Annotated in this window: 21 protein-coding genes and 1 riboswitch; of the genes, 11 read left to right on the forward strand and 10 right to left on the reverse strand. The window is 66.6% G+C overall.

The annotated features are described in order from the left end of the window. Positions 1–297 (forward strand): thrombospondin type 3 repeat-containing protein (locus AC07X4_RS05410; RefSeq protein WP_494739481.1); only part of this gene is annotated, 297 nt, incomplete at its 5' end. 156 nt (positions 298–453) lie between these two features. Next, on the forward strand, positions 454–909 hold the full coding sequence (locus AC07X4_RS05415) for a YXWGXW repeat-containing protein (RefSeq protein WP_056065438.1): 456 nt from the start codon (positions 454–456) through the stop codon (positions 907–909). 66 nt (positions 910–975) lie between these two features. On the opposite strand, the gene AC07X4_RS05420 is transcribed toward AC07X4_RS05415, so the two are convergent. Further along, positions 976–1,764, reverse strand: a complete 789-nt coding sequence (locus tag AC07X4_RS05420; protein ID WP_494739482.1) for a 2-keto-4-pentenoate hydratase — start codon at positions 1,762–1,764, stop codon at positions 976–978. Between the two features lie 228 nt (positions 1,765–1,992). After that, a riboswitch (glycine riboswitch) is annotated at positions 1,993–2,104 on the forward strand. A gap of 95 nt (positions 2,105–2,199) precedes the next feature. Here AC07X4_RS05420 and AC07X4_RS05425 point away from each other — a divergent pair. After that, positions 2,200–3,519, forward strand: a complete 1,320-nt coding sequence (locus AC07X4_RS05425; protein WP_436076915.1) for a D-amino acid dehydrogenase — start codon at positions 2,200–2,202, stop codon at positions 3,517–3,519. Between the two features lie 56 nt (positions 3,520–3,575). Here the strand turns inward: AC07X4_RS05425 and sorU are convergent, their stop codons facing one another. Both sorU and sorT read right to left on the reverse strand, forming a co-directional pair. Then, complete coding sequence (gene sorU / locus AC07X4_RS05430; protein WP_056065430.1) at positions 3,576–3,914, reverse strand: SorU family sulfite dehydrogenase c-type cytochrome subunit; 339 nt, start codon at positions 3,912–3,914, stop codon at positions 3,576–3,578. A 1-nt stretch (position 3,915) separates the two neighbouring features. Further along, on the reverse strand, positions 3,916–5,130 hold the full coding sequence (gene sorT, locus AC07X4_RS05435) for a SorT family sulfite dehydrogenase catalytic subunit (protein ID WP_056747901.1): 1,215 nt from the start codon (positions 5,128–5,130) through the stop codon (positions 3,916–3,918). Positions 5,131–5,351: 221 nt separating this feature from the next. Between sorT and AC07X4_RS05440 the strand changes: the two genes are divergently transcribed. Then, positions 5,352–6,527 carry a rhodanese-like domain-containing protein gene (locus AC07X4_RS05440; protein ID WP_494739483.1) on the forward strand — a complete coding sequence of 392 codons (1,176 nt, stop codon included), beginning with the start codon at positions 5,352–5,354 and terminating at the stop codon, positions 6,525–6,527. An 80-nt stretch (positions 6,528–6,607) separates the two neighbouring features. Next, entirely contained in the window at positions 6,608–7,933 is a 1,326-nt protein-coding gene (locus AC07X4_RS05445; RefSeq protein ID WP_056065422.1) for a hemolysin family protein, read from the forward strand. Positions 7,934–7,990: 57 nt separating this feature from the next. Here AC07X4_RS05445 and AC07X4_RS05450 read toward each other — a convergent pair whose 3' ends face one another. The 6 genes from AC07X4_RS05450 to AC07X4_RS05475 form a co-directional block, all read right to left on the reverse strand. Next, on the reverse strand, positions 7,991–9,325 hold the full coding sequence (locus AC07X4_RS05450; RefSeq protein ID WP_494739484.1) for an FIST signal transduction protein: 1,335 nt from the start codon (positions 9,323–9,325) through the stop codon (positions 7,991–7,993). A gap of 78 nt (positions 9,326–9,403) precedes the next feature. Continuing rightward, positions 9,404–10,273, reverse strand: coding sequence for a PhaM family polyhydroxyalkanoate granule multifunctional regulatory protein (locus tag AC07X4_RS05455; protein ID WP_099729104.1), 870 nt, complete (start codon positions 10,271–10,273; stop codon positions 9,404–9,406). A gap of 105 nt (positions 10,274–10,378) precedes the next feature. Further along, positions 10,379–10,864, reverse strand: coding sequence for a copper chaperone PCu(A)C (locus tag AC07X4_RS05460; RefSeq protein WP_056065416.1), 486 nt, complete (start codon positions 10,862–10,864; stop codon positions 10,379–10,381). A 63-nt stretch (positions 10,865–10,927) separates the two neighbouring features. Beyond that, positions 10,928–11,488 carry a YcnI family copper-binding membrane protein gene (locus tag AC07X4_RS05465; protein ID WP_494739485.1) on the reverse strand — a complete coding sequence of 187 codons (561 nt, stop codon included), beginning with the start codon at positions 11,486–11,488 and terminating at the stop codon, positions 10,928–10,930. Positions 11,489–11,502: 14 nt separating this feature from the next. Beyond that, on the reverse strand, positions 11,503–13,833 hold the full coding sequence (locus tag AC07X4_RS05470) for a TonB-dependent receptor (protein ID WP_494739486.1): 2,331 nt from the start codon (positions 13,831–13,833) through the stop codon (positions 11,503–11,505). 80 nt (positions 13,834–13,913) lie between these two features. Continuing rightward, entirely contained in the window at positions 13,914–14,285 is a 372-nt protein-coding gene (locus AC07X4_RS05475; RefSeq protein ID WP_494739487.1) for a DUF2946 family protein, read from the reverse strand. 122 nt (positions 14,286–14,407) lie between these two features. On the opposite strand from AC07X4_RS05475, the gene AC07X4_RS05480 reads away from it, so the two are divergent. The 5 genes from AC07X4_RS05480 (at position 14,408) to AC07X4_RS05500 (ending at position 17,044) form a co-directional block, all read left to right on the forward strand. Then, a complete protein-coding gene (locus tag AC07X4_RS05480; RefSeq protein WP_108498674.1) occupies positions 14,408–15,055 on the forward strand; it encodes a glutathione S-transferase in 648 nt (215 codons plus the stop codon). Positions 15,056–15,178: 123 nt separating this feature from the next. Then, positions 15,179–15,550, forward strand: a complete 372-nt coding sequence (locus AC07X4_RS05485; RefSeq protein WP_056747886.1) for a TraR/DksA family transcriptional regulator — start codon at positions 15,179–15,181, stop codon at positions 15,548–15,550. Positions 15,551–15,614: 64 nt separating this feature from the next. Continuing rightward, entirely contained in the window at positions 15,615–15,989 is a 375-nt protein-coding gene (locus AC07X4_RS05490; RefSeq protein WP_099729098.1) for a hypothetical protein, read from the forward strand. A 51-nt stretch (positions 15,990–16,040) separates the two neighbouring features. Next, positions 16,041–16,454 carry a VOC family protein gene (locus tag AC07X4_RS05495; protein ID WP_056065399.1) on the forward strand — a complete coding sequence of 138 codons (414 nt, stop codon included), beginning with the start codon at positions 16,041–16,043 and terminating at the stop codon, positions 16,452–16,454. Further along, the gene (locus AC07X4_RS05500) at positions 16,451–17,044 is read left to right on the forward strand and encodes a MarC family protein (RefSeq protein ID WP_015016008.1); all 594 of its coding nucleotides are present in this window, start codon (positions 16,451–16,453) and stop codon (positions 17,042–17,044) included. The genes AC07X4_RS05495 and AC07X4_RS05500 overlap by 4 nt, the downstream gene beginning before the upstream one ends. Positions 17,045–17,131: 87 nt before the next feature. On the opposite strand, the gene AC07X4_RS05505 is transcribed toward AC07X4_RS05500, so the two are convergent. Then, positions 17,132–17,680, reverse strand: a complete 549-nt coding sequence (locus AC07X4_RS05505) for an Rrf2 family transcriptional regulator (RefSeq protein WP_056065396.1) — start codon at positions 17,678–17,680, stop codon at positions 17,132–17,134. Between the two features lie 148 nt (positions 17,681–17,828). On the opposite strand from AC07X4_RS05505, the gene nhaR reads away from it, so the two are divergent. After that, positions 17,829–18,725 carry a transcriptional activator NhaR gene (gene nhaR, locus AC07X4_RS05510; protein ID WP_099729096.1) on the forward strand — a complete coding sequence of 299 codons (897 nt, stop codon included), beginning with the start codon at positions 17,829–17,831 and terminating at the stop codon, positions 18,723–18,725. Positions 18,726–18,741 lie beyond the last annotated feature (16 nt).

Below are 18,741 nucleotides of genomic sequence, written 5' to 3' on the forward strand. Positions count from 1 at the left end.
CCCCCACCCCGCTACGAGGTGGCACCCCACCCGCGCCGCGGCATGGTGTGGGTGCCCGGCCACTGGGAGTGGCGCGGCCACCGCCATGTGTGGATGCAGGGCTACTGGGTCAAGGCCCGCCCCGGCTACCACTACCGCGAGCCCCGCTGGGTCGAGCACGGCGGGCGCTGGAACATGCAGCCTGGGGGCTGGGACCGCGATGGCGACGGCGTGCCCAACCGCCATGACCGGGATCGCGATGGTGATGGCGTGCCCAACCGCTACGACCATCGCCCGGACAACCCATACCGCCGTTAAGCCGAGGGGCGGCCGCCTGCGGTAGCGCGCAGGCCAGCCCCAGAGCGCCCCCCTGCGCCTACGCCAGGGGCGGCATCGCGCCTACAGCGCGGCGCCGGGTACCCGTGCACCATCGATACACCCGGTTCCACATCGAACCACCCACAGGAGACACTCATGGCCCGCCACCCGCTCACCGCAGCATCCCTCGCGCTTATGGCGTTTTTGGCCTTCGCTCCTGCGCAGGCCGCCACCCAGGGCACCGTCATCATTCAGTCCGGCCAACCCGAGCGCGGCTACCAGACTGCGCCCACCTACCAGGTGATTCCTGCGCCGCCACCTCCGCGCAATGAAGCGATGCCCCGCCCTCGCCGAGGCCAGGTATGGGAAGAAGGCCACTGGGAATGGCGTGGCAACCGCCACCACTGGGTGCGCGGCCACTGGGTGCAGGCACGCAACGGTTACCAATATCGCCAGCCCCAGTGGATCGAACGCGAAGGCCGGTGGGAGATGCAACGCGGTGGCTGGGACCGCGACGGTGACGGCATCTCCAACCGCAACGACCGCGACCGCGATGGCGACGGTGTGCCCAACCGCCGCGACAGCCAGCCGGACAACCCGCGCCGCAATTGAGGGAGCAACTCCCACCGCGACCAGGGCGCTGAGCAGGCCCCGTCCCTGCGGTAGCAGCGAACACTGCTACCGCAGCAACAACACAGCCTGACCGAGCCCCGGAAAGTCCGCCACCACCTCGGTACCTGGCGCCACCAGCACGGTGCCGGTGCACGACCCTGTGGTAACCCACTGCCCCGCGCGCAGCCCGCCCAGGCTGCGCGCGCCTTCGTTGGCCAGCCACACCAGCAGCCGCAGCGGGTCGCCCGCCGGATTGCCCCAGGTGGCATGCTGCACGGCCACTGTCCCGTTCACCGACAAGGTCACCGCTTGCGCCAGGGGCTGCACGGCAGCCACATCGTTGGTGCCAGCCCCCACAATCAGCGCCCCGTGGCAGGCCTGGTCGGCCAGGCGGCTCCACTCGCCCTGTTGCGCCCATGCAGCAAAGCGTGTGTCGCACACCTCAATGGCGGCGCGCACCGACACCACCGCCGCCAGCACCTCGGCGGCGCTGTAGGGGGTGGCGCGGGCGGGCAGGTCGGCCCCCAGTTCGTACACCAGCTCCGCCTCCACGCCCATCACGGCAAAACCCGCTGCAGACAGAGCAACCGCCTCACCCGCTGCGGCCGCCCACACCGAATCGCGCGTGAGAGCGGCCCGCGCGGGTTGCGCCTGGGGCGACGCGGCGCCGACCTTCCAGCCTGCGATGTCACCGCGCGCACGCACCACGGCGTCCTGCACCGCGTAGGCCTCGGCGGCATCGCGTGGGCGAAGCCCTGCGGGAAAGTCCAGCGGGCGGGGGGTGCGTCCCTCCCGGGCCTGGGTGATGACGGCGGCGCTGGCGACAGGGTCCAAAGTGGCGGGGGCGGGGGGCATGGCAAAACTCTCAGTGGGATAAGGGGTCGGCGGATTATCGGCACCTTCACCAGCGGCCCCGCGCCGCTGCATCAGCAACGATTGCGCCCCATTAGCCGCCGGAGTTGATCTTGCGCGCAGGCTTGGCCCCTAGAATCGGCCTCGCAGGAGAGCACGGCAGCCACAGGCCGCCGCTGCACCGAAGGCGCAAACTCCCATACACGCTCAGGTCCCGTACTGCACCATTCATCAAAGCCGTCTGGAGAGCCGCTTCGCGCAACGCGAAGCGCACCGAAGGAGCAAGCCGCAGCCCGGGTGGGTGGCGGTGAATCTCTCAGGTACCAAGGACAGGGGGAGCGGCAGCTAGGGCATTCATGCGCCAGCTGCACGCTATTGAATTCATAGCTGCCAGCGCATGTTGTTCTAGCGCCAGAGCCCAGAAAGGCTTTGAAAATCATGCGCGTGATCGTTTTGGGCGCCGGCTTGCTCGGCGTGACTTCGGCTTATTTCCTTTCGCAACTCGGCCACGAGGTGACCGTCATCGACCGCCAGGGTGCGCCCGGCGCCGAAACCAGTTTTGCCAACGGCGGCCAGATCTCGGTGAGCCACGCCGAACCCTGGGCCAACCCCAGTGCGCCGCTCAAGGTGCTGCAGTGGCTGGGCAAAGAGGATGCTCCGCTGCTGTTCCGCCTGCGCGCCGACATGCGGCAATGGCTGTGGGGCCTGTCCTTCCTGCGCAACTGCACGCCCGCGCGCACGCGCCACAACATCGAGCAGATCGTGCGCCTGGGCACCTACAGCCGCGACACGCTGCAGCAGCTGCGCGCGGCCACCGGCCTCCAGTACGACCAGCGCACGCAGGGCATCCTGCACTTCTATACCAACCAAAAAGAATTCGACGGCGCCCTGGCCCCTGCCGAGCAAATGCGCCAACTCGGCTGCGAGCGCCAGGTCATCAGCGCCGACGAGGCCGTGCGCATCGAGCCTGCGCTGGCCCACATCCGCCCGCAGCTGGCGGGCGCCACCTTCACGGCCGAGGACGAATCCGGCGACGCCAACCAGTTCACGCGCGAGCTGGCCAAGCTGTGCGAGGCGGCGGGCGTGCAGTTCCGCATGGGCCACCACATCACCGCGCTGCGCGAGGCAGGCGGCCGCATCGACCATGTGGAAGTGACCAATGCCGAAGGCCGCTTCGAGCGCGTGCGCGGCGATGCGTTTGTGCTGGCCATGGGCTCGTTCAGCCCGCTGCTGGCGCAGCCACTGGGCATCCAGCTGCCCATCTACCCGGCCAAGGGCTACTCGGTGACGATGCCGGTCAAGGACGCCAGCAAGGCGCACCAGGTGAGCCTGACGGACGACGAGTTCAAGCTCGTGTTCTCGCGCTACACCAGCGAACGCGGCGGTGATCGCCTGCGCATTGCCGGCACGGCCGAGCTGAACGGCTATGACCGCCACCTGAACCAGGTGCGCTGCGAGGCCATCGTGCGGCGCGTGGAGCAACTCTTCCCTGGCGCGGGCGACGCGAGCCAGGCGCAGTTCTGGAGCGGCCTGCGCCCCGCCACGCCCAGCAACGTGCCGCTGATCGGCAAGACGAAGGTGGGCAACCTGTTCCTCAACACCGGCCACGGCACGCTGGGCTGGACGCATGCCTGCGGCTCGGGCAAGGCGTTGGCCGACATCGTGAGCGGCCGCGTGCCCGAGGTGGACTTTGCGTTCCAGGGCTTGCAGGGGCGCGCAGCCGGGGCGGCGCTGGTGCCGTCGCGCACGGCAGCCTGAAGCAGCGCGCGGTTGCAGCGAGCCAAGGCCGTTGCAACCGCCGCGAGAGGCTGCGCCTACTTGGCCGCGCCTGTGGCGTGCGCCACAAACTGCGCCACGGCCAGCATGTCCTTCTCACTCATGCGCTCGGCATAGGACGGCATCACGCCGATGCCTGCCTTGAGCGCACGCAGCACACGGCCGGCGTCGGGTTTCAGCTCATCCAGCACCGGGCCTACCTGGCCCTCGGCCCCGGCGGCCTGCAGTGTGTGGCACACGGCGCAGGCGGGCTGGATCTTGGTGAACAGCTCCTTGCCCCGCGCCAGTTCGGCAGGGTCGGCGGCCCAGGCCGACGCACAGGCGCCAGCCGACCACACCGCCACGGCAAGGCGGCGCGCTCGGTTCAATCCACCCATGTCAGGCCACAGTCACGGTAACGGCGTGGTCGCGCCAGCTGGCGTTGTTGTAGCCGCCCAGGTTTTCCTCGCGCTGCTCGGCCTGCACATTGCCCGCCGTGTCGGTGGCGCGGCTGGCCAGCACATGGGTGCCCGCCTCCAGGCGCACGGGTAGCGCAAACTGCCGCCAGGCAAAGGGGCCCAGGTCGGGGCCGATGAGCTTGGCCGCCAACCAGGTCTTGCCGCCATCGGCCGACACCTCCACGCCCTTGATGCCGCGCGTGCCGCCAAAGGCCACGCCATGCACCTGCACCTGTCCGGGCTTGAGTGCCCCCTTGTCGGGCAAGGGGCCGTTGATCCACGACTTCACGCCCATCTCCCACACCGAAGGCTGGTCGGGGCTGGCCTTGCTGCCGGGCGGCGACATGCGGTAGCCGTGCGACATGATGCGCGCCTGCGACTGTGCGCTGGTAAACGCAACGCGCTTGACGTACTTGATGTTGTTCACGCCCTGGTAGCCGGGCACCACCAGCCGCAGCGGGCCGCCATGCGCCAGCGACAGCGGCTCGCCGTTCATCTCCCAGGCCAGCAGGGCGTCGTCCATCGCCTTCACGGGCACCGAGCGCTCCACCAGTACCGACAGCGGGTCCACACCTTCGGGCAGCTTCTCGCCCCCCGTGCCGGTCAGGTAGGCGGCACCATCGGCCAGCCCGCCCAGGGCGGCCACCACGTTGCGCAGCGGCACACCGCTCCAGACCACACAACCGGCAGCGCCCACCGACCAGGGGGTGCCGCTGGGCTTGCTGGGGAAAAAGCCCCGGCCATTGCCCGAGCACTGCAGCACGGTGGCCACGGTCTCCACGCCCAGCGTCTTGAGCTCCGCCAGCGTCAGGCTGCGCGGGCTCTTGACCCCTTCGACGGACACCGTCCACGCGTCGCGGTTGTCCAGGATGGCCGCGTCAGGCGCAGGCAGGTTGTTGCGCACGTACAGCTGGTTGGACGGCGTGATGACGCTGGTGCCGAACGCGGAGCGGCGCGTCTCCAGGGTGCTGCTGCTGTGCACAATCAATGCATCCGGCGACTTCCACCCCGCATAGGCGGGCAGCGGCTTGGCCGCAGACGCTGCGGCCTGCTGGGCCCGCGCACTGCCCGTCCATCCGGCCAGGCCCAGCGCGCTCAGGGCAGCAGCACTTCCGGCCAACATGTGGCGGCGCGGCAGGGTCATCGAATCTTTCATGGAAACGTCTCCAAATAGTGGGGTGGACAAAACCTTGTAGCCCCTCGCCATTGGGCGGGGACGGGGGATCGGGTCAGCCCGCATTCTGTGCGGCAGCTCCTCCTGCCGCACGCACGGCATCGTTAGCAGAAGTAACAAGAACAAAAGATCGGAAACATTCGTACGCAGGTGCGGGGGGCGTGGGCATATTCGCGCTTTGTTTTGGGGAGAGGAGCAGCGCAATGAACACCACCAGAAAACCGACCCGAGGCCCGCTGGGACTGCTACTTGTCCTATGGCTGGGATGCAGCGCAGCACAGGCCCAGCTGACGGCCATCGTGGCCGTGGAACCCACCGCCCGCAAGGCAGCGCATTCCATCCTGCGCACCGCTGCCGAATCAGGCCTGTCGAAAGCCGCGGGCCAGTCGGTGGCACTGACGACCAGCGAGGATATGGCCGACGTGATGCGCGCCACCCGCAGCGCGGGCTATGACATCTTCATTGGCCCTGCCCAGGTGGCGGCGTCTGCATTGCAACGTGGCTACGAACTGGTGGGCGCTACGCAAAAATCAGACAGATACCTGCTGGTCGGGCTGCAGCAGTTGGCGGCAGTGCCTGCGATGAAGGGCCGCAGGCTCTACCTGCCCCAGCAGGACTCGGTCTATACCTACATGGCGCGCGGCATGCTGAACGAGGCAGGGCTGTCGCTCCAGGACCTGCGCGCCGTGCAATACGAAAAATTTCCCCAGGCGGGCCTCACCGCCCTGACCCTGGGCACGGCCGATGCCACCGTGGTGCGCGAGGACGACTGGGCCGAATGGTCTGCGGCGTACCCCGGCATCGCGCGGGTGCTGGCCACGTCGCAGCCCGTTCCGGGCGGGTTCTCCATCGTGGTGAAAAAAGACCTGCCGGCGGATGCGCGCAACAAGCTGGCCCAGTGGTTCAACGCGTCGTCCTCCGCCAGCGGCCTGCAGCCAGTCTCCGTGCGCCCGGAGGCGGTGGAATACCGCCGCGTGGCCGAGCTGGGGCTGTTCACGCCCACCAGCCTGCCTGGGGTCAACCGTGTCACCGCGCGCGAGGCCCAGACCCTGCTGGCGCAGGGCGCCACGCTGGTGGACACCCGCACCGAAAAGGAATTCAAGACCAAGCGCATCCGCGGGGCCGTGTTCGCTGCGTATGTGGAAAAGAGCCTCAAGGACGTGGCCTTCAATGCCGCGCAGGATGACTTTCAGGCGCTGGACAAGCTCCAAGGGCTGGACAGAGCCAAGCCGGTGATTTTTGCGTGCAATGGCGCCGAATGCTGGAAGTCCTACAAGGCCGCCAAGGTAGCCTCCGCCAAGGGCTTCCAGTCGGTGTACTGGCTGCGCGGCGGGTTGCCCGAATGGGATGAAACCGGCCTGCCAACCGAAGGTGGCTAGGAGCCTGAGCAAGGCTTCTGGCCCCTGTCCTTACAATTGGTCGCTTCTCAACTCCCAAGGGCGCGCAAGGCGCCCTTTGTATGGAAATAGCAATACTGTTCGCCCTCATCTGTCTCAACGGCCTGTTTGCCATGTCAGAGATCGCTCTGGTCACGGCCCGCAAAGTCCGGTTGCAAAAGCTGATTGATGAGGGCGATAGCGGTGCCGCCGCGGCCGTGAAGCTGGGCGAAGACCCCACGCGCTTCCTCTCCACCATCCAGATCGGCATCACGTCGATCGGCGTGCTCAACGGTATCGTGGGCGAAGCCGCGCTGGCCGCGCCGCTTGCCTCGTGGCTGGAGCGCCTGGGGGTGCCACTGCCCTACGGCGGCTACGCGGCCACGGGCCTGGTGGTGGTGCTGATCACGTACTTCTCCATCGTGGTGGGCGAACTGGTGCCCAAGCGCATCGGCCAGTCGTACCCCGAGACCTTTGCCCGCCTGGTGGCACGGCCCATCAACTTTCTGGCGCTGGCCACCAAGCCGTTTGTGCTGCTGCTGTCCACGTCCACACGCACGCTGCTGCGCCTGTTGGGTGTGAAGGAAACCAGTGGCAGCCCGGTGACCGAAGAAGAGATCCACGCCATGCTGGTCGAAGGCACCACCGCCGGCGTGATCGAGTCGCACGAGCACACCATGGTGCGCAACGTGTTCCGCCTGGACGACCGCCAGATCGGCTCGCTGATGGTGCCGCGCGGGGATGTGGTGTGTCTGGACATCGATGCTCCGTTTGAAGACAACCTCCAATGCATTGAAGAGTCCGACCACGCGCGCTTCCCGGTGGTGCGCGGCGGCATGGACAACATCCTGGGGGTGATCAACGCGCGCCAGTGGCTGTCCCGCACCCTGCGCGACAAGGCGCGTGGTGGCCTGGCCGACCAGCCGCTGCAAACGGCGCTGTATGTGCCCGAGACCATCACGGGCATGGAGCTGCTGGACAACTTCCGCCTGTCGGACGTGCACATGGCGTTCGTCATCGACGAATACGGCGAGGTGCAGGGCATCGTGACGCTGCAGGACCTCATCGAGGCCATCACCGGCGAGTTCCAGCCGCGGGACCCCGAGACCTCGTGGGCGCTGCAGCGCGAGGACGGCAGCTGGCTGCTGGACGGCCACATTCCCGTGCCCGAGCTGAAGGACCGCCTGAACCTGGACGCCGTGCCCGAGGAAGAGCGCGGCCGCTACCACACCCTGAGCGGCATGATCATGCTGCTGACCGGCCGCCTGCCCAAGGTGACCGACACGGTGCAGTGGGAGGACTGGAAGCTGGAAGTTGTGGACATGGATGGCAAGACCATCGACAAGATCCTGGCCACGCGGCTGACGCCCGAAGAAAAAGCCGAGTCCGACGAGAACGGCGCGGGCTGACCGGCGTTGACGATGACGGGGGCTGCTGCGCCAGCCAGCCCCCTCCCCTCGTCTACCTCAGGACGGCAAGGGCTCGCCGTCCACAAACACGGTCAACACACCGGTGTAGCCGTACAGATGGTGGTGGGCGATCTCGCCGCCCGCAAAAAAGCCGGCCAGTGGCACATCGCCCAGCGCATGGCGCACGATCTGCAGCTCGGCGCTGGGCCCGCCAAAATGCGGCCCGCCCCGGCCCGAGCAGCTCACATAGATCGCGCCGCAAATGCGCCGCCCCGTCTGGGGTTGCGCTCCAGCATGTCCGTCAACGCCCGGCGCAGCGGCCAGTTCCCCTGGCGCGCCGGACGCCACCATGGGCGCGGGTTCCAACTCCTCCGGCGATAGTTCCTCGCGGATCTCGGCGCAGATGCGCATGAGGTCCGCCCGTGCGGCCGCCACGTTGCGCTGGCAGAACGCCAGGTGCATGCCGGGCTCCACATGGTCGGCCAAGGCCACACCCCGGCGGGAGCCGTCCAGCCCCAGGATATGGCGCACGCGCGTGTCGGTGCCAAAATGCCCCGTGCGGCGCTGGCCCTGTGGCTGCTCCCCCGCACTGACCAACCCGGCCAGCGTGGCGCGCACCTTGCGCAGGGCAGGCTGCGGGTCGCCACCGTCGAGCGACACCTGCAGCGTATCGAGCAGCACATCCAGCGCCGGCTCGCCATCCAGCGCAAGCACCACGTTCTCCTGCGCGGCCGTGATGGTGTGCAGCGCGCCCACGGGCTGGCAGCCCTGCGTGACGCGCGACACCAGCGACACGCCCGCGCCAAACGCCACGCCCGAGAGGCCCCCGTCAAACACGCCGCTGGCACCGCCCTGCCCGGCCATGTTGCCGTCGCCGCCCACGGCAAACTGCACGCTGGCCGTGCGGCTGGCGCTGAGGCCGCCAAACAGGTAGCCGGTGTCAGTGCGCGCGGCCATCTCGGTCAGCAGTTCGGCCAATTCCGGCGTGTGGCCGTCGGCATGCACCAGCGCGGTATGGGCCACAAAACCTGCGCCGGCATGCGGGGCGTGGGCGGGCAGCGGCGCCACGCCAGAAAACACGCGGTACTGCTCGGCCGGCACATCGAGCAGCATGACCGACAGCGCGGGCTCGTCAAAGTACTCGGCATTGTTGGCCGATACGCCCACGCCCACGGTACCGCTCCAGTCGGTCACCTCGGGCAGTTCGCTGCTCAGGTAGTCGAGCAGCGCCTGGGCCTCGTTGGCATAGTGGTCGGTGATGTACAGCAGGCCCAGGGTGGGCGCCGACGCGTAGTCAGGCAGCGCCATCTGGGCGCGCAACTGCGCCAGTACCAGCGCAGCGGCCATGCGCCACTGCGGGTGGGTGGCATGGCCGGTGGGGAAGAGTTTCATGGTGATGGTCTCCAGGCCTGGGCGGGGGTGGGGCAGTGCCGCGCCATCTGCGGGCTGCCACACCGGCCCGCTTTGGCGTCAGCCCGCTCGCTTGCGTGCCGCAGGGCTGCGGGTGCTGCCGGCCTTTTTAGCGGCGGGTTTCGTGGTGGTTTTGCGGGCTGCGGGTTTCTTGGCGGCAGCGGCCTTCTTGGCAGTGCCCGCTGAGGACGCGGCGGCGCGCTTGGCGCCGCCCTGCATGGTCTGCATGCCCTTGGCGGCAAACTGGCTGGCCATGCCGGTCGCCGTCTTGAGGGCTTCCTTGGCCAGGCCGGTGGCCATGTTCTTGGTGGTGTCGATGGCAGTCTGCTTGGCCGCGTCCTTCATGGCATTGGTGGCAATCTGCTGGAACTGGCTCGTGAGCGCGCCCCACCACTGCATCGGGTCCACCACGGCAGGCTCGGCGGCCGCCGCTGTCTTGCCCTTGGCTTTGCCTTTGGCGGGTTGAGGGGCGGGCTCGGTGTCAGCAGGCTCCTCCTCGGACTCGTCGGCAGCGCTGGCGCGGCCGGTCACGCGGGCGGCAGCACCCGCCACGGCCTCGGCGGCTCCGGTCACCGTGTCAGCGGCTTTTTGCACGCCGCTCATCACCGTGTCGGCGGTCTTGAGCTTGAAGGCGTTTGCCACATCGCCCATGCTGAAGTTCATGCCCTTGAGCGTGGCCAGGGTCATCTTCTGCACCTCCAGCGCCTGGATGGTGGCGGCCAGCGCGCGCGAGTTCTGCTCCAGCCAGAACTGCACGGCCTTGAGCTCGTCGATGCGTTTTTCCAGCTCTTCGACGCTGATGGTGGGCGCCACCCAATTGCTGAGGTTGGGCAACTGCGGAATGCTGCTGGACGCCCCCTTGGCAAGGCTTTGCAGAAAATCAAAACCGGGGACGAATTTGCCGAAACCGAAGTTGGATGTGTCGCTCATGGCCGCTCCGCAAGAGGTGGGTCGTGAGAACCTGCTGAAGGTTCTGAGGAGTCACAGCTTACTCCAATGCGTTGCGCCCGCGAAGGCGCTGCGGCGGCTGTCACCTCAGTGTTTATGCCCATCCATCATGCTGCCCGCCGTGGCGCCACCGGGTGCAGCCGTGCCCACGGGCAGCGTGAGGTTGAGCTTGCTTTCCACGCCCTTGGCGTCCTGGAACACCAGGGTGATGGGCACCGCGCTGTCCTTGGCCAGGGGCGCCTTCAGGTCCAGCAGCATGATGTGGTAGCCCCCGGGCTTGAGTTCCACCGTCTTGCCTGCGGGCAGGTCCAGCGTAGGCACCGCACGCATCTTCATGATGTCGCCTTCCATCTTCATCTCGTGCACCTCGGCAAGGCCGGCAGCAGGCGACTCGGCACGTACCAGGCGAGCACCGTCCTTGGCGGTCAGGCGCATGAATGCGCCCGTGGCCTTCTGGCCCTGCACGCTGGCACGCGCCCAGGCGCCTTCGACCTTGACGGCGGCGGTCTGGGCCCATGCAGGGGCACTCAGCAGTGCGGCAAAGACGGCAGCGGTGTGAAGCAGTTTTTTCATGGTGAATGTCTTTCGGTTTGCGAGAGAAGAAAGGGAAGCAGCAACAGGCTCTGGGCCCGACTGTCAGTGATTGTGGGCAGCGGCGCCACCGGTGGGCAGAATCTCCAGCGCAGCGGCAGGGGACTTCAGGTCCGACAGCTGCTGGCCTGCCTTGGGCACCTCGGTCCAATCGTTACGGCCCTCGGCGCAGACCTGGCGCACCGGCCAGTACACGGTGCCCGCCTGCTCCGGCGCCTGGGCCACGAGCACAAACTCGTCGTAGTGAGCGCTCTGCAACATGTCGTCCGGCGTCTTGGCCGTCCAGGTGATGCGCACCACGTCTTCGGTGATGCTGCGGCCGTGGCTGGTGTAGGGCTGGGCCAGCTTGTCGCGCTGCACCTCCAGCGTCCAGCCCGGCTTGGGCATGGGGCGCGCACCGCGCATGCCTGCAGGGATGTCCACCACAACCTGCCGCGTGGGCGACGCGCCGCAGCCGTGGCCGACCTTGAACGCGGCCTTGTAGCTGGCGCCGGCCGGGGCCACCTGGTATTCGAGCACCACATGGGCAGATGCAGTGCCAAACAGGGCTGTAGCGCTAGTCAAACATGCGGCAGCAGCTATCTTTTTCATAGTGTTCAGAGACATGGGATATTTTCCTTTCAGAGGCTTACCTTCAGCTCGGCCATGTAGCTGCGCTGCGGGTAGGGGTGGAAGTTCCAGAACTGGTAGTTGTTGAGGTTGTCGATGCCCACGGCGGCGCTGACCGCTTTGGTGATCTGGTAGCGCACGCGCACATCGGTGGTGAAGTAGCGGCTCGCGCCCTGGTAGGCAAAGCCGTTGGGGTCACTGTTGTCGAGCGTGCTGTACTGCTTGCCGCTGTAGCGCGCGCCCAGGGTGTACGACCACTTGTCATCGGGCCGGTAGGTGGCCACCGCAGTGGCGCGCCACTCGGGGATGCGGGGCTGCCATTGGCCGACGCTGGCCGGGAACTTGTCGTTGCGCGTGATCTTGGAATCCGTCCAGGTCAGGCTGCTGCCCAGCTCCAGCCCGCGCATGAAGACGTTGGTGGCCTGGTAAGCCAGCTCGATCCCCTTCGTGCGGATGGCATCCACGTTCTGCACGTTGGTCACGTTGGGTGTGACCAGCACATTGGTCTGCGAGTACAGCGCGTCCTTCGTGCGCTCAAAAAACGCAGTGAGGCGCAGCAGGCCATTGCCCATGTCGCGCTCGGCGGTCAGCTCGGTGGTCCAGCTCTTTTCGGGTTTCAGATTGGGGTCGTTGTTGATGAGCGTGCCGCTGCCGCTGATGCCGCCCTGGTACAGCTCGGCCACCGTGGGCATCCGCACGGCACGGCCGGTGGAGGCCTTGAGCACCCACAGGTCGCTGGCCTGGTAGGCCACGGCAGCCTTGGGCGACACATAGGTCTCGTTGCGCTCGGGGTGGCTCAGCGTGGTGGTGGCGTTGCCGGTCTGGCCATTGCTGGCGCTCCAGCGCTCGGCGCGGGCGCCCAGCACGGCCTTCCACCGTGGTGCGATCTTCCAGGTGTCTTGCGCCCACAGGCCAATGAGTTGCGTGTCGCCGTTGAAGGCCTGGTTGCGGGCGCCGGCATCACCGCTGATCCAGTTCGTCGTAGCGTTTTCGATAGTGCGCAGTTGGTAGCTGTCGCGCTGCAAGCCAAAGTCCACGATATGCGTGCCCTGCAGCCCATCGGGCCGCCAGCTGCCCTTGGCGGCCAGCGTGTTCCAGCCCGTGCCCTTGCTGTTGACGACGCGCCCTGCCCCGCCGTTCAGCGCGGCAGGCAGCGCCACAGTAGCAGCGCGCAGGGTGTCGGTCTGGTAGTCGTACAGGCTGGCGGCCACCTCCCAATCAAACACGCCCTGCGTGCGGCTCTTGACCGACAGGCCGTGCATGAAATGGGTGAGGTCTTCGTTGGACACATTGAAGTCCGTGGGCGCGAGCGCAAACGAGCGGCCATTGATGTTGACCGTGCCGCCGTAGACCGCATTGCCATTGGCATCGCGCAGGTAGCTGGTGGGGCGCCCCTCGGATGCGTTGTGCCACCAGCCGAAGGTGTAGGCGGCGCGCACGGTGGGCGAGAAGTCGTAGGCGATCTTGGCCTTGATGTGGTCTTGCTGCGTGTGGTACTGGGTGGCCGTGCCCAGCAGGTACCAGGGCTGGTTGCTGCGGTTGTTGCCCAGCACTGCGCCCGTCACGGGTGTGCCCGCGCTGCCCACGGTGCCTGCAGACACCAGGCGTGTGGGGAAGGTGAGCGGCTGGCCTTCGCTGTCGGTCTTGTTGAAGTTCAGGAACCACGACCAGTCGCCATTTTTGTTGCCCACCGAGGCGCTGACCTGCTTGCCGCCGTAGGTGCCGTTGGTGCTGTACAGGTCAAAGGGCTGGTGCTGATAGCTGACCTGCCCGTGCGCCTCGAACTTTGTCGGCATGCGCGTGACGTAGTCCACCACCGCACCCACCGAGTTGCCTGCATAGGCGGCCGAAAACGGGCCGTAGAGCACGTCCACGCGCTCAATTTCTTCCGGCGTGACCAGCATCCAGCGTGGCGCGTTGGTGGGGCCGTTGCCCAGGTAGTTGCTCAGCAAAATGCCATCGGCAAACACCATGGACCGCGCCGGGTTGCCCGTGCCCGAGGCGCGGGTGGACAGCACGGCGTGGTTGTAGTCGCCGATATAGCGCTTGCGCACCAGCAGACTGGGCAGGTACTTGAGGGCGTCTTCGCTGTCGGTGGCGTTGATCGCATGCTCGATCTGCTCGCGCGTCACGCCCTCGATGGTGGTGGGGATCTGCGTGGGCAGCGAGGTGGGCTGGCCGCCGGTGATGGTGACCACGCCCAGTTCCTTGACCGGGGCATGGCTGGTGGTGCTGGTGCTGTCAGCGGTCTGGGCGAATGCGGATGAAGCCCCGGCGGACGCGATGCCAAGGACGACGGGAAAGGCACTGGCCACGGCCAGCGCCATGCGGCTTTTGCGCATGGAAACTCCTGAAAATCAAACCAAATAGGCCGCAAGCGCAAGTGAATCATGCGCCAGCAGCTATCGAATCAATAGCGATTTCAGGAGAGCGATGGGGGCCCGCGCGGCGGCAGGGGCGCGGCGGTGCGCGCTGCAATGTGCGCGGCAGGGATGGGGCGCAGGGCATGCGCCAACGGGTGAACCACAGGCAGCTGGGCCTGCGATGCGGGAGGGGGAGCGCCCACATGCGCGCACATCGGGCAGTCCAGCGTGTGGCTGGGCAGCTCCTTGGCGCCGTCGTCGGTCTTGACCAGCACCTTGATCGCACCTGAGCCGGAGCAGATCAGCTCCATTGCCTGCGGGTGCACCAGCGGCGACGCAACGGCCACGCCGATCGACAACACAAACCACGCCAGCACACAGCGGGCGAGCCAGCGAAGGCTGCGGATGGTTTGGAGGGACGGCAACGACATGGAAGCGCCATTGTAGGTGCGCAGTCCGCGCCAGCCAGCGTACGGGTCATCTGCGTGACCGCCCCGCACCAGGTGCGGGCCTAGGATGTGCTCTTGCCCCTACAACACATCGGAGACACACCATGCTCACACTCTGCGGCTTTTCGGCCAGCAACTACTACAACAAGGTCAAGCTTGCGCTGCTCGAAAAGGGCCTGCCGTTCACCGAAGAACTGGCCTGGGTGGGCGAGACCGATCGCAGCGCCAGCCCGCTGGGCAAGGTGCCCTACCTGCGCACGCCGCAGGGAGCACTGTGTGAATCGGCGGTGATCGCCGACTACATCGAAGCCGCCCACCCCGATCACCCACTGATCCCGGCCGACCCCTTCCAGGCCGCCAAGGTGCGCGAGCTGATCACCTTTCTGGAGTTGCACCTGGAGCTGGTGGCACGCAACCTGTATCCGCAGGCGTTCTTTGGCGGCACCGTGAGCGACACCGCCAAGGAAAAGGTGGGCGCACAGCTGCAGAAGAACATTGCCGCCTTCGGCCAGTTGGCAAAGTTCAGCCCCTACGTGGGCGGCGACACCTTCACGATGGCCGACTGCGCGGCCGTCGTTCACCTGCCGCTGGTCAGCTCCGCCACCAAGATCATCTACGGCAAGGACTACCTGGCCGACCTGCCTGTGCGCGACTACCTCGCCCGCATGGCCGAACGCCCCCATGTGCAGCGCGTGAACGCGGACCGCAAGACCAACACCGCCGAGATGCTGGCGCGCCCGCCCAAGCGCTGAGCCCGCCACGCAGCGGTGTCACCAGGGTGGGGACACCGCGCGCCATCCCTTGACCTTGGTCAACCCAGCGCGCCGCGCACAGGCGCACCATGCAGGTATCCGATCACCCCGAGGAGACCCCGCATGGACAAGACCCAAGCCGCACCTTTCCGCCAGCAGTTACTGGCCCAGCAATCCGAGTTGCTGGCCCAGCTGGCCGCGCAGCGCGGTGGTGTCATCGGCCGCGCCGAAGCCGCCGCCGACCACTTCGGACAACCGGAAGACCCGCGTGCCCAGGTTGCCACCGAACGCGAGCTGGAATTTGCCCTGGACGAACGCGAGACCGCACACCTGGCGGCGGTCGAGGCCGCCCTGGCCCGCATCGAAGCCGGCACCTACGGCGAGTGCACGGATTGCGGCACCCACATCACCGCCGCCCGCCTGCACGCCACGCCCGAGGCCGCACGCTGTGTGCATTGCCAGGAAAAGGCCGAGCAACACCGGCGGGCGGCATGAGCGAATGCACGCACTCAGGCTGCTTCTTTCCCGTTTTTTGTCACTCCTTCAAGAAAGCCGATTCATGAGCACTTTTCACGCCGTTGTCTGGATGGACCAATCCGAAGCCCATGTGGTGATGTTCGATCGCGAACACGCGGAAGCCCAGCGCATCAAGTCCCGCAGCCACCACAAGCACCAGGGCAAGGCCGACGACCTCGCGCCGTTTTTTGCCGATATCGCCCAGACACTGACCCACACCCGCGAGGTGCTGCTGGCCGGCCCGGGCCTGGTGCGCAACCAGTTCCGCGACTGGGCCGCCAAACACCATGCGGCCGTGGCCGGCGTGGTGGTGGACTCGGTGGCCGCAGACCATCCGACAGACGCCCAGCTGGTGGCCATGGCGCGCCAGTATTTCAAGAAGTTTGACAACATGGCCGCCGATCCGTCGGTCGCCTGACCGACCTGCAGGCCACGCCACGGTGTGGCACTGGCTGCTATCCTCTGCGGGATGCGCAGCCTTTTTCACCTCGCCTTTCACGTCACCGACCTGGATGCCGCCCGGCGCTTTTACGGCGGCGTGCTGGGCTGCCTGGAGGGCCGAAGCACCGACACCTGGGTGGACTTCGACTTCTTCGGCCACCAGATCTCGTTGCATCTGGGCACGCCGTTTGCCAGCGCCCGCACCGGGCACGTGGGAGACCATCTGGTGCCCATGCCGCACTTCGGCGCCATCCTGGAGTTGCCCGACTGGCATGCGCTGGCCGCACGACTGAAGGCCGCCGACACCGCCTTCGTGCTGGAGCCGCAGGTGCGTTTTGAAGGCCAGCCGGGCGAACAGTGGACGATGTTCTTCCACGACCCCAGCGGCAACCCGATCGAGATCAAGGGCTTTCGCTCGCTGGACGCGGTGTACGCAACGTGAGCTACACCTTCGCGTCGGCCACCATCCTGCTCCTGCTGATCACCGATCCGCTGGGCAACATCCCCATCTTTGCCAATGCCCTGCGGGGCGTGGCGCCCGAGCGCCGGGCGCGGGTGATCCTGCGGGAGGTGCTCATTGCGTTTGCACTGCTGCTGGTGTTCCTGTTCTTCGGAGCGGAGTTCCTGCGGGTCATGAATTTGAGCGACTTGTCGCTGCAGATTGCCGGTGCCGTGGTGTTGTTTCTGATCGCACTGCGCATGATCTTTCCGTCGGCGGACGGACCACAGGCGGAGCTACCGGGCGAGCCGCTGATCGTGCCGCTGGCCATCCCCGCGCTGGCAGGCCCTTCGGCGCTGGCCACGGTGATGCTGCTGGTGGCCCAGGCCCCGGAGCGGCGATGGGAATGGGTGGGCGCACTGTGCGTCACCATGGCCGTGTGTGCCGTGGTGTTGCTGCTGGCCGAGCGCATCCAGCGCCTGGTGGGCGAACGCGTGGTGATGGCGTTTGAACGCCTGATGGGCCTGATCCTGGTCGCGATCTCGGTGGAGATGCTGATCCGGGGAATCAAGCAGCTGGCGCACCAGCTGTAGCCCGCGCCAGGAGCCGCTGGCCACGGCCCTCGTGTGTGCGTGGCGCCGTTCACAGCGCCCCGCAGCACCATATGGCGGCCGCTTCCTTCAGCGACGCTGCAGGATCGGCATGGTCCCCAGGGCAAACACCGAGTTGGGCACGTTGACCCGCGCCATCAAAGGGCGGGGCTTGGGTGCCAGCGGCAGCTTGGCCCGCGCAGCAGGGGCCTTCTCCTCCACGACCGTGCCCTGCTCCAGCGCCTGGGTGACAAGGTCCTGAAGCGTCACCGACTGCAGGTACTCCATCACCCGGGAGTTGAAGCTGGTCCACAGTTCTCCCGTCATGGATTTGACCTGGGCGGCCTGACTGGGCCCCAGGTTCTGCAGCTCGTCGGTCTTGAGGTTTTCTACCGCCAGGATGATTTCAGCCACCGATACCTGCTCCGCTTGCCGCGCCAGGGTATAGCCGCCACCGGGCCCTCGGGTACTGTCTACCAAGCCGGCGCGGCGCAGTGCGCTGAACAGCTGTTCAAGGTAAGACAGAGAAATCCCCTGCCGTGCGCTGATGGTGGACAAGGGCACGGGCCGCATCTTCTGGCGCAGGGCCAGGTCGGTCATGGCGGACACCGCCAGCTGTCCTCGGGTCGTGATACGCATCGTTGCTACTCCTTGTGAACACAGGCAGCTCCAGGCCGCAGCGCAGATCGCCACGGAAGCTGCCAAACGTCAATGTAGAGAATTTCATACTTCGCGTATATTCGTTTTATTGAGTTTTATTCTTCGATTTATACGAAGTATTGACAGTATGAACTTCAAGCACCTGCGCTATTTCTGGACGGTTGCCAAGGCTGGCGGTGTGATGCGGGCCGGTGAGCAGCTCAACACCACTCCGCAAACACTGTCCGGCCAGATCAAGCAGCTGGAAGAATGGCTGGGCCACGACCTGTTCCGGAAAAGGGGACGGGGACTGGAGCTGACCAGTGAGGGGCGTGTGGCCCTGGGTTATGCCGAACAGATCTTCGCGCTGGGCGACGAGCTGGAAAAATCCATCCGGCTGGCGCGTGGACAAGAGAAGCCGCTGGAATTCCGCGTGGGGGTGGCCGACTCGATAGCCAAGTCGGTGGCCTACCACCTGCTGGAGCCTGCACTGGGCATGCCGCAGCGCGTGCACATGACCTGCCATGAGGGCAAGTTCCCCGAATTGATTGCGCAGTTGAGCCTGCACCGGCTGGACCTGGTGTTGGCCGACGAGCCTGTTTCCAACAAGATCGGCGTCAAAGCCTTCAACCACCCGCTGGGCACCAGCAGCATGAGTTTTTTGTGCGCTCCCGCCCTGCGTGCGCAGTTGGAGGGGCCGTTCCCCCAGTGCCTGCATGGTGCGCCCATGCTCATCCAAGGTCCCATGTCGTCCGTTCGCCAGCAACTCGACCACTGGCTGAACAAGCACCACCTGCAACCCCGCCTGGTCGGCGAGTTTGACGACAGCGCGTTGATGAATGCGTTTGGGCGTGAAGGCCGGGGCATCTTCACATCCCCCTCCGTGCTGGAAGAGGAGACCACTGCTCAGTTTGGCGTGGAGGTTATCGGCCGCTCCTCAGACTTGGTGGAGGAATTCTTTGCGATCTCCATTGAAAGGCGCATTACGCACCCCTGTGTGGTGGCCATCACCAAGGCCGCCAAGGCAGATCTGTTCGCTCACTGAGCCGGTAGGAGCGCGA

It is taken from the genome of Acidovorax sp. GW460-11-11-14-LB4, assembly GCF_059423685.1.

Coding starts and splice junctions, on each gene's coding strand:
- AC07X4_RS05490 (WP_099729098.1), top strand. CDS start 15,615: ATGAGCACTTTTCACGCCGTTGTCTGGATGGACCAATCCGAAGCCCAT.
- AC07X4_RS05470 (WP_494739486.1), bottom strand. CDS start 13,833: ATGCGCAAAAGCCGCATGGCGCTGGCCGTGGCCAGTGCCTTTCCCGTC.
- AC07X4_RS05475 (WP_494739487.1), bottom strand. CDS start 14,285: ATGTCGTTGCCGTCCCTCCAAACCATCCGCAGCCTTCGCTGGCTCGCC.
- AC07X4_RS05465 (WP_494739485.1), bottom strand. CDS start 11,488: ATGTCTCTGAACACTATGAAAAAGATAGCTGCTGCCGCATGTTTGACT.
- AC07X4_RS05460 (WP_056065416.1), bottom strand. CDS start 10,864: ATGAAAAAACTGCTTCACACCGCTGCCGTCTTTGCCGCACTGCTGAGT.
- nhaR (WP_099729096.1), top strand. CDS start 17,829: ATGAACTTCAAGCACCTGCGCTATTTCTGGACGGTTGCCAAGGCTGGC.
- sorU (WP_056065430.1), bottom strand. CDS start 3,914: ATGGGTGGATTGAACCGAGCGCGCCGCCTTGCCGTGGCGGTGTGGTCG.
- AC07X4_RS05420 (WP_494739482.1), bottom strand. CDS start 1,764: ATGCCCCCCGCCCCCGCCACTTTGGACCCTGTCGCCAGCGCCGCCGTC.
- AC07X4_RS05485 (WP_056747886.1), top strand. CDS start 15,179: ATGGACAAGACCCAAGCCGCACCTTTCCGCCAGCAGTTACTGGCCCAG.
- AC07X4_RS05505 (WP_056065396.1), bottom strand. CDS start 17,680: ATGCGTATCACGACCCGAGGACAGCTGGCGGTGTCCGCCATGACCGAC.
- AC07X4_RS05450 (WP_494739484.1), bottom strand. CDS start 9,325: ATGAAACTCTTCCCCACCGGCCATGCCACCCACCCGCAGTGGCGCATG.
- AC07X4_RS05495 (WP_056065399.1), top strand. CDS start 16,041: ATGCGCAGCCTTTTTCACCTCGCCTTTCACGTCACCGACCTGGATGCC.
- AC07X4_RS05445 (WP_056065422.1), top strand. CDS start 6,608: ATGGAAATAGCAATACTGTTCGCCCTCATCTGTCTCAACGGCCTGTTT.
- AC07X4_RS05480 (WP_108498674.1), top strand. CDS start 14,408: ATGCTCACACTCTGCGGCTTTTCGGCCAGCAACTACTACAACAAGGTC.
- sorT (WP_056747901.1), bottom strand. CDS start 5,130: ATGAAAGATTCGATGACCCTGCCGCGCCGCCACATGTTGGCCGGAAGT.
- AC07X4_RS05455 (WP_099729104.1), bottom strand. CDS start 10,273: ATGAGCGACACATCCAACTTCGGTTTCGGCAAATTCGTCCCCGGTTTT.
- AC07X4_RS05415 (WP_056065438.1), top strand. CDS start 454: ATGGCCCGCCACCCGCTCACCGCAGCATCCCTCGCGCTTATGGCGTTT.
- AC07X4_RS05425 (WP_436076915.1), top strand. CDS start 2,200: ATGCGCGTGATCGTTTTGGGCGCCGGCTTGCTCGGCGTGACTTCGGCT.
- AC07X4_RS05440 (WP_494739483.1), top strand. CDS start 5,352: ATGAACACCACCAGAAAACCGACCCGAGGCCCGCTGGGACTGCTACTT.